The 8,273-nt window shown below is 62.0% G+C and carries 9 protein-coding genes; 1 reads left to right on the forward strand and 8 read right to left on the reverse strand.

Translation table 11 applies throughout. From position 1 onward, the window contains the following. Positions 1 to 234 (forward strand): hypothetical protein (locus NUW23_10805; protein MCR4426652.1); only part of this gene is annotated, 234 nt, incomplete at its 5' end. Here NUW23_10805 and NUW23_10810 read toward each other — a convergent pair. The 8 genes from NUW23_10810 to NUW23_10845 form a co-directional block, all read right to left on the reverse strand. Beyond that, on the reverse strand, positions 231 to 578 hold the full coding sequence (locus NUW23_10810; protein ID MCR4426653.1) for an ATP-binding protein: 348 nt from the start codon (positions 576 to 578) through the stop codon (positions 231 to 233). The genes NUW23_10805 and NUW23_10810 overlap by 4 nt on opposite strands. Continuing rightward, on the reverse strand, positions 578 to 1,867 hold the full coding sequence (locus NUW23_10815) for a DUF1576 domain-containing protein (protein ID MCR4426654.1): 1,290 nt from the start codon (positions 1,865 to 1,867) through the stop codon (positions 578 to 580). Before NUW23_10815 ends, NUW23_10810 begins: the two co-directional genes overlap by 1 nt. A 136-nt stretch (positions 1,868 to 2,003) precedes the next feature. After that, positions 2,004 to 2,996, reverse strand: coding sequence for a sugar-binding transcriptional regulator (locus NUW23_10820; GenBank protein MCR4426655.1), 993 nt, complete (start codon positions 2,994 to 2,996; stop codon positions 2,004 to 2,006). 164 nt (positions 2,997 to 3,160) lie between these two features. Then, positions 3,161 to 3,793, reverse strand: a complete 633-nt coding sequence (pncA, locus tag NUW23_10825; GenBank protein ID MCR4426656.1) for a bifunctional nicotinamidase/pyrazinamidase — start codon at positions 3,791 to 3,793, stop codon at positions 3,161 to 3,163. Positions 3,794 to 3,940: 147 nt separating this feature from the next. After that, positions 3,941 to 5,878: a TRAP transporter permease gene (locus NUW23_10830; protein MCR4426657.1), complete on the reverse strand. Its 1,938-nt coding sequence runs from the start codon at positions 5,876 to 5,878 to the stop codon at positions 3,941 to 3,943. 121 nt (positions 5,879 to 5,999) lie between these two features. Next, entirely contained in the window at positions 6,000 to 6,995 is a 996-nt protein-coding gene (locus NUW23_10835) for a TAXI family TRAP transporter solute-binding subunit (protein MCR4426658.1), read from the reverse strand. A gap of 55 nt (positions 6,996 to 7,050) precedes the next feature. Further along, positions 7,051 to 7,974 carry a glutamate formimidoyltransferase gene (gene ftcD, locus NUW23_10840; protein MCR4426659.1) on the reverse strand — a complete coding sequence of 308 codons (924 nt, stop codon included), beginning with the start codon at positions 7,972 to 7,974 and terminating at the stop codon, positions 7,051 to 7,053. After that, on the reverse strand, positions 7,958 to 8,273 hold a 316-nt coding region (locus NUW23_10845; protein ID MCR4426660.1), incomplete at its 5' end, for an arginase family protein. The genes ftcD and NUW23_10845, both read right to left, overlap by 17 nt.

An 8,273-nucleotide genomic window follows, 5' to 3' on the forward strand; every position in this document is an offset into this window, starting at 1 on the left:
GCCGCCAGGAGCATTCTTCGGCTGGGACGCAGCCATTGGGCGTTAACCTCTGCGGTGGCGGGGCGCCCAGGAGGATGCCGGCCTTTAGCCCGCGCAGAGCGTCACCCGGTAATCCATCTGGTTCGCTATGTCCTCGAGCCCGCGGGCGATCGCCGTGAAGAACGGGTTCCTGACATCCAGGCGAAATCCCTGCTTCCCACGAGGGGGAGGACAGGCCAAAATGTGGTGGGCTAGTCTTTCACGCGGTAAACCACAACTGCAGTCCCTTGTCCAGGAACAGAATGGACTTCGCTCCGGTCTGTCATCATCCCCACGAGAGCCAGTCCCGTCCCACCCGCGCCCCCGCCGGCAAGCCCGCCGTAGTAGTCCTGAATCTCGTGCCTTCGCGGCAGGGCAAGCCGGGCTTGAGCCGCTTCCAGCTGAGCTGGATTCATGCCGGTTCCGTCGTCTTTGACCTCGATTCTGAGCTCCGTCCCCAGATCCTCAATGGTGGCCTCTATCTTCTTGGCCCGCGCCTGGACGGAGTTAGCGATCAGCTCGCAGACTATGCCCTGCACTTTGCCGTAATCGCGTATCATCAGTTGGCCTCCTTCCGTCCCGATCTCCGAATCCCGTCGATGATCTTCGCCCCGACCACGATGAAGATCGCCACCAAGCCAGCGGAGAGTCCGTTGTTGTACAGGTTCATGCCGCCATGGAATACTGTCACGTGTGTAACCATGTTCAAATGAAGCCAGCCTGCGATGACGCCCGCAATAGGGCCGAAGTTTCCTGAGACCGGAGCGAGGGCAGTGCCGAAGAGCGCTGCCAGAAGCGGTCCGGGCTCGGACGGGCTGAACCGGGTCACAAAGGTGCCCAGGAACACCCCGAGCATAATGGGGGCCGCGTTTCTGGGGTGTTTCCCGAACGCTCCGAAACCCGCCATCGTCATGAGCCCGCCCAAGGTGGGTCCGTTCAGCGTGCCACCCACCAGAACCACGTAGCCTAACCCCATAAGCCCTAACGCTCCCATGTTGACGAAGGTCGCAGGCAGGCCGGCGATGGATACGAAATCTGTGACAAGCGTTCCCGGTTCTTTCAATATCGACTTGAACGCCATAGCGCCACCTGTGTTCAACGAGAGACCCACAAGAACAAGGGCGCAGAAATAGGCGGCGAAGAGGCAGATCAGCGGCTTGTGGTAGGCGTCCCCCAGCACTAGCAGAGTCCTTACAGGCTCCCCCACCCCGGCGAGAAGGGCCGCGGCCAGCGTCCCCAGGATTCCGGCTGCGAACCCCATGTTGTAAAGGTTCAACCCCCTGTGGTTCGCAACCAGGTGCGCGGCGAGTTCCGGCAGCATTAACCCTGCCACAATCCCTGCGGCCCCCCCCACCACGATACCCCAGCCCAAGCCGAAAGCCAGGTGACTCACGAGCGGGCCGATAGCAGTTCCGAAAAGCGCAGCGAGTAGCGCAGTCCTGAACTCCTGCCCGCGCAGGCGTGTGCCCAGGAAGACTCCGGCCACGATCGGAAGTATGTTCAGGGGCGTCTTGCCGAAGAACGCGAACCCTGCCATGGTGAAGACCGCGGCCATGGTGGGACCCGAAAGCGGGATCCTGCTGGCCCGTACGAGGGAAAGGCCGATGAGGCCGACGGTCCCGGAGTTCACAAAGGCGGCGCCCGGCCCGCCGATTGTGAAGAAGTCAGACAGAAGCAAGCTCGGGTGGGTCAGAATCCGGGCCCACCCACGCCAGATGCCCTCAGGCGATGGCCATGCGATGCCGACGAGGATGAGAGCGGCAGTGAATGACGTCAACACAGCCCAGTCCACGGAGATGGCCGCGGTTCGGGTGGTGGTAGCGGTGGCGTGACTGCCTGGGATCTGCATTGCAGCCCTCCTCGGTGCTTGGGCGGCCGGGATGGCCGGCCAATCTATGCCGCCATCCCCGTCGCGTGATCGTGTGGAACAGCGAAACCTCCGCGTGCAGGGATGCGATTCCCGCAACACCGGAGGTTGAGACCACTCACCTCAAAGGTTCCAGAACGTCCCGCGGAGTCCCCTGCCCCAGGCCCATGCGGTGGGCCTTCAGCACCGCCACGGCCGTGAATTCGTCGGTCACCACAGCATCGAAGAACCTTCCCCGAAGCGCCCCGAGGAGCGCCTCGACTTTCTCGCGCCCCCCAACCACCCCAATTGCGCACCGGGTCCGGCGCAGATGGTCCGGGCTCAAGCCAACAACACACCGGTTGAGGCGGACGTCGCACACATTCCCGCTTATGTCGTAGAACCTACCGCATAGTTCGCCGACTGCGCCTCGGGACCGCAGGTGCTCCAGAACCCCGGGTGCCACCGCGCTGGTCCCCTGGACAAGCGGGGCGTCGGGCTGCAGCGTCCCCAGACCGACGACCGCTACGTCAAGTTCATCCCAGATATCGATAACCGCCCGGATGGCCTCCGTGGATGTAATCGTGTTTCTTGCCTCGTCACTTTCAATCAGGGCTGGGCAGTGCAGAAAGTGGCACGAACCATGCAGCGTGCTCGCGGCCTGTGTGACTATCTCGTGTGGGTAGATCTTGTTGGACGTCCAGCCCATGCCACCGACTACTTGAACGACTCTTAGACCACGGAGGCCAACCGGGCGAAAGCCTGCAACCACTTCGTATACTGTCCGGCCCCAAGCGATTCCGAGTGCGTCGCCGTCCTTGAGCTGGGCGAGGACGTACTTGGCCGCCTGCCGGCCGATGCTCTTCCTTACTGCCGGACCATTGTCGGACGCAACAGGTACGACGATTGCATCCCCGATCCCGAAGGACCGCTTGATGTCCTCCTCCAATTCGGAACAGCGGGCCACTGAGGAGACAACGCTAATCTGGACGTACCCGGCCGACCGAGCCTCTTTGATGAGGCGAGAGACCTTGAACCGCGAGACGCCCAGAGTGGCGGCGATGTCGTCCTGGGTCATGTCCTCGAGGTAGTAAAGCCTCGCTGCTTCGAGCATGAGTCCAGCATCGTCCATGTACGTCCTTCCGCCTGGCGGCGGCCTCTCGTCCGGCCCCGAGAAGGCCCCTTGAGTGTGCTGCACATTCGTGCATGCTCATCTGTCTCACCCGACTACTTCTGCGCGCCTTGGGGATCTCCTGCCGGATGTGCAAACAACATGCATTGTTTCCCGTCATACCCTCAGAAGCCGGTATGGAGGTGGCCAGACTGGATGATTCGTGCCCCGGCTTCACGCATGTCTCTTATGGCCTGGTCTGCATCACCCGGTGACACATTGGCACCCCGGCACCCGTCCTCGATGACGTAGACCGTGAACCCTAGAGCCAGACCGTCGATGGCAGTGTGCCTGACGCAGTAGTCAGTGGCCAGCCCCACCAGATAGACCTCCCCCACACCGAGCGCCTGAAGGAACTCCGCAAGGCCCGTCGCATGCCTTCTGCCGTTGTCGAAGAATCCGCTGTAGCTGTCGATCCCTGGGTCGGTGCCCTTTCTGAAGACCCTTGCTACCTTGGCGGTCTGGAGCGCCGGAGCGAACTCTGCGCCCCACGTCCCCTGCACGCAGTGAGCCGGCCATAGAACCTGTTGGACCCCGCCGAGCCCCACTACTTCCCCAGGATGCCTGCCTGGGTGGTTCGAGGCGAAACTCCCGTGGTTCGCAGGGTGCCAGTCCTGCGTAGCCACGACCAGCTCGAAATGGGTCTGGACTTGGTTGGCAACGGGGATCACCTGATCGCCCTCAGGTATTGCAAGCGCCCCGCCGGGCAGGAAGTCATTCTGGATATCCACCAACAGCAGCGCTTTCGTTCGTATCACCCCCTCATGACCGGGGCGCCACCGGGTCTGTCTGCCACGGCCCCAAGTCTGACGTTCCGGTCACGGGGGCAATTGGCCAAAGGCACGCAGAATCCTGCTAGCGACGCACCGGAAGGCGCCCGGCCCGCAGACATCCAGCGCCCATGTCTACGCCGCGGACGGCCTCACCGGGTGCGCCCGGAGTCTTCTTCCGCGGACGAAGTAGGATGCAACGCCGACAGCAAGCGCTCCGAACCCAATGGCATCCGTGACAATGCCGGTGTCGATCAGTGCTATAGCCGCCGCAAAGAAGCTCAAACGCTCGAGAGTGGAAACGGGCCGCGATATGTAGGCCTGAGCGGCTGTCGCCAGACACCACACCCCTAGCGCGCCCGAAGCCACTGCCCAGACCAGGTGGGCTGGGTCAACCTGGTGCATGAGGAGCATCGGCTGGTACACGAAGAAGTACGGGATTATGAGCCCGGCTGCAGCGAGCTTGAACCCGGTCACGGCAACCTTGGTTGGGTTCGCCCCGGCGATTCCAGCAGCAGTGTAGGACGTGAGCGCCACCGGCGGTATGATACACGAAAGCGTTCCGTAGTAGAAAACGAAGAAGTGCGCGGCCATGGGCAGCACCCCCATGCGGACGAGTGCCGGCGCCGCCACGCTCGCGGTCACGATGTAGCACGCTTCAGCCGGAAGGCCCATGCCGAGGATCATGGCTGCGAGCATCACGAGGATCATGGCAAGCCACAGGTGGCCCATGGATAGCCTCATGATGTTGAGGGCAATGACTTGCCCCAGACCCGTCATGGACACCGTGCCCACGACGAACCCGACAACGGCACAAGCGGTCCCGACGGAGACGGCTGTCTTTGCCCCGGTGGCCAGGGCGGACAGGATTCCCCGGAGAGTTATCCTGGTCGACGGGCGGAGGAAGCTTCCGACCACGGTCGTAACGAGGCCGTAGAACGCGGCGTAAAGAGGGGTGAAACCCCGGATGAGCATCGCCACTATGACAATTATGGGAAGCAGAAGGTGGCCGCCCTCGGCAAGCACCCTCCAGACGCTGGGCAATTGCTCCTTGGGAAGTGCGCGAAGCCCAAGGCGCTTCGCCTCGAGGTCGACCATGAGAAACACTGCGAAATAGTAGAAGAGTGCTGGGATCACACCTGCTGCCATGATCTTGACATAGGGAATTCCAAGGAAGCTTGCCATCATGAACGCGGCAGCCCCCATGATCGGCGGCATGAGGATCCCACCCGTGGATGCAACGGCCTCCACCGCGCCCGCAAAGAACGGCTTGTACCCGACGCTCTTCATCAGTGGTATCGTGAAAGTCCCCGTAGTGACGACGTTGGCCTGTGCGCTTCCGCTTATGGTCCCCATCATGGCGGAACCCATGATGGCCACCTTGGCCGGGCCGCCTCTGGTCCGCCCGGCGACTGAAAGGGCGAAGTCATTGAAGAACTTCGCGGTACCGGTCTTTGCCAAGAAAGCCCCGAAGACTATGAACATGAAGACATAGGAGGCGGACACCATCAGGGTGACTCCGAACAGGCCCTCGTCTGTCATGTACATTCTTGTCAGAATGCGAGCCCATGAGAAACCCCGATGCCCCAGCGGGCCCGGGATCAGGTATCCGAACCTCGCGTAAAGCAAGAATATGATGGCTAGCACGGGGAGGATGTAGCCGGTGGCTCTTCTCGCCCCTTCCAGGACTAGCACCACGGCAAGGACCGCCATGAAGTAGTCGAGAGGCATGGGAACGAGGGCGTGGGCCACAATCCGGTCGTACGCGAAGTAGATGTAGAACCCGACCAGCATCGCCAGGGCACACAGCACCGCATCCACCGGCGAGAACCTCTCTCGCGGCGAAGTGCGGCGGGCAGGGTAGACGAGAAACGTCAGGCCCAGCATGAAGGCTAGATGAAGTGCGTTTCGCTTGATGGCGATCATCATGCTGAAGCTGTTCATCCAGATGTGCAAGACAGAGGCTGCTATTGCGATGATGGTGACAACCTGAAGCCACGGTCCGACCAAGTCACGCTGGGGAGACGGCTCGGCAACGCTGAGCCCCAGGCCTTTTCGACTGCAAGTCCGCATGTGTGTTCATCCCTCCATCTGCGGGCGCCGCGGGGCCCTGGGGCCGGGGGCTTTCCGCGCCCCGGCCCAAGTGGTCCGCTCGCCCGCCTCGCATGCGAGGCCAGCCTGTCGAGTCTTCAGCCTATGGCAGCTTCAACCCCATCTCCTGATAGAACTTCGCTGCCCCGGGGTGCAGAGGAACCGGGGGTAGGCCCTGCACTGCGCGCTCCAGGGTCAGATAGCCCAGAGCCTTGTGTGATGCCTGGATCTGTGCCAGGTTCTCGTACATGGTCTTGACAAGGCTGTATGCAATGTCGTCAGGAAGGTCCGAAGTGCAGATCAGAGCGCACTTGACTCCCAGGGTCTTCACGTCTTCGGTCTGGTTCTTGTAGGTGTTCGCGGGTATCACGTACTGGACGTAGAAGGGGATCTCCCGGGTGAGTTTCGCGTAGTCTTCGTCCGAGAACTGGAGCAGCTTGACCGGGGTCTGAGACGCGAATATCTCGGCCACTGCGGACGTCGGGACTCCCCCTTCGGCATTGAACCCGTCGAGTTGACCATTCTGCATGGCAGCTGAGGACTCAAAGTACCCGAGATGCTCGGCCCGGTAGTCCCGGTCGGCAAGCCCTCCGATGAGCCTCAGGATCGCGAGGCTGCTGTACTCGGTCCCGCTCCCAGTCGCCCCGGTGCAGAATCTCTTGCCCTTGATGTCGGCAACGGTTTCGATCTTGGAGGCCTTGGTCACCACGAACTGAGTCACATCCGGCCAGAGCCCGGTGAGGATCCTGAGCTTGGGGTTGGGCTTGCCCTGGTACTGCTCGATTCCCTTGTAGTTGAACCAGGTAAGGTTGGTCATGGCGATTGCGAGTTCTGCCTCGCCCGCCCTCAGCATGTTCAAGTTCTCAGCGGTGCCCCCCGAGGACTGGGCGGAAGCCGCAACCCCCTTGCTGGCTCCGAGTTTCTCATTCCACAGAGTCGCCAGGATTGTGCCGACCGGGTAGTAGGTCCCGCCGGTCGAGCCTGTGACGACCGCAAGGTAGGTCTTGGCCGGCGCGGCCGTCGCCGCGAACCCGGCGGAGACTATGACACCTGCCAACACAATTGCCAGTGCGAGAACAGATCGGTTCTTCCTCGACATGATCCGTACCTCCTTACTGAGATTCAGAATGTCAGGCCGGCGCGCCCTCTCCGGCTTACCCCACCTCCCCGCTTTCGGGCGGCCAATCTTGAAGCCTATTCTCGAGGATGGTGTCAGGAGAGAACCCCGAAAGCTGAAGGTAGTACGCCGCTGCATCCACCAGTGCCTGCACTGGGGTAAGCCCGACGATCTCCGTCTCCGCCACAGACACTCCGTACCGCCGGGCCTCGGCGCGGATCAACTCGAGGGCCCTATATAGCGGAGTCCTCGTGTAGTCCGTCATGTTGATGGACACCTGTACCATGCCGCGGTCCTTGAGCTCCACTCCGAGCGCCTTGACGTAGCGGAGGCCCCCGCTTATGTGACGTATCGCCCTCGCTATGGCGTTCGCCACCTTGATGTCCTGAGTGTTGAGGTTCACGTTGAAGGCGATGAGAGGCATTCGCGCCCCCACCACAGTGGCCCCTGCCGTGGGATGCAGGCGTGCCGGGCCGAAGTCGGGCGCCCATTCGGCAAGCGCAATCTTGGTCTTCCATCCCTCGTACTCACCTTTGCGGATGTCCGCGAGGTTGACCCTTGCCGGTGACGTGGCAGCGGCTTCGTAGAGAAACACTGGGATGCCTAGCTCGTCTCCGATGCGCCGCCCCAGGTCTCGCGCGAGAGCCACGCATTCTTCCATCTTGACCTCCCGGATCGGGATTAACGGCACTACGTCAGTCGCCCCCATCCTGGGATGTGCGCCCTGATGCTGCTCCATGTCGATCAGGGTCGAGGCGATCCGAACCGCCTCGAACACCGCGTCCGGCAGGCGGGCAGGATCACCCACCGCAGTCACGACCATCCGGTTGTGGTCCGCATCAGGGGAGTAGTCCAGGAGTTTGACTCCGGGCGTCTTTCGGAACGGCTCCACTATCGCCTCAATGATGTCGGTCCGCCGCCCCTCACTGAAATTAGGCACGCACTCAACAATCCTGCTCATGTCTGTTCCTCCTGAGTTCGCCTGTTCTACCGTGGAAGATCGCACCGATTGTCTCCACTGCCAGCCTGGCGCCGACGAGCGCGGTAACCTGGGCGGGGTCCAGGTAGGGGTTCACCTCGACAAGATCGAAACCCACGATTTCGAATCGTTCGGCGACTTCCGACACGATCTGTTTCACATACCGGTAGGGTAACCCGTCCGGCTCCGGGCTTCCCGTGCCCGGTGCAAGCGACGGATCGAGGACGTCGATGTCCATCGTCAGGTAGTATCTCGGGAGATCCGGGATCCGGGACAATGCG

Source organism: Bacillota bacterium (genome assembly GCA_024655925.1).
Lineage (GTDB): Bacteria > Bacillota > DTU025 > DTU025 > JANLFS01 > JANLFS01.

Excerpts from the sequence above, each read along its gene's own strand:
- NUW23_10810 (MCR4426653.1), bottom strand. The coding sequence starts at position 578 with ATGATACGCGATTACGGCAAAGTGCAGGGCATAGTCTGCGAGCTGATC.
- NUW23_10815 (MCR4426654.1), bottom strand. The coding sequence starts at position 1,867 with ATGCAGATCCCAGGCAGTCACGCCACCGCTACCACCACCCGAACCGCG.
- NUW23_10820 (MCR4426655.1), bottom strand. The coding sequence starts at position 2,996 with ATGGACGATGCTGGACTCATGCTCGAAGCAGCGAGGCTTTACTACCTC.
- NUW23_10830 (MCR4426657.1), bottom strand. The coding sequence starts at position 5,878 with ATGCGGACTTGCAGTCGAAAAGGCCTGGGGCTCAGCGTTGCCGAGCCG.
- NUW23_10835 (MCR4426658.1), bottom strand. The coding sequence starts at position 6,995 with ATGTCGAGGAAGAACCGATCTGTTCTCGCACTGGCAATTGTGTTGGCA.
- ftcD (MCR4426659.1), bottom strand. The coding sequence starts at position 7,974 with ATGAGCAGGATTGTTGAGTGCGTGCCTAATTTCAGTGAGGGGCGGCGG.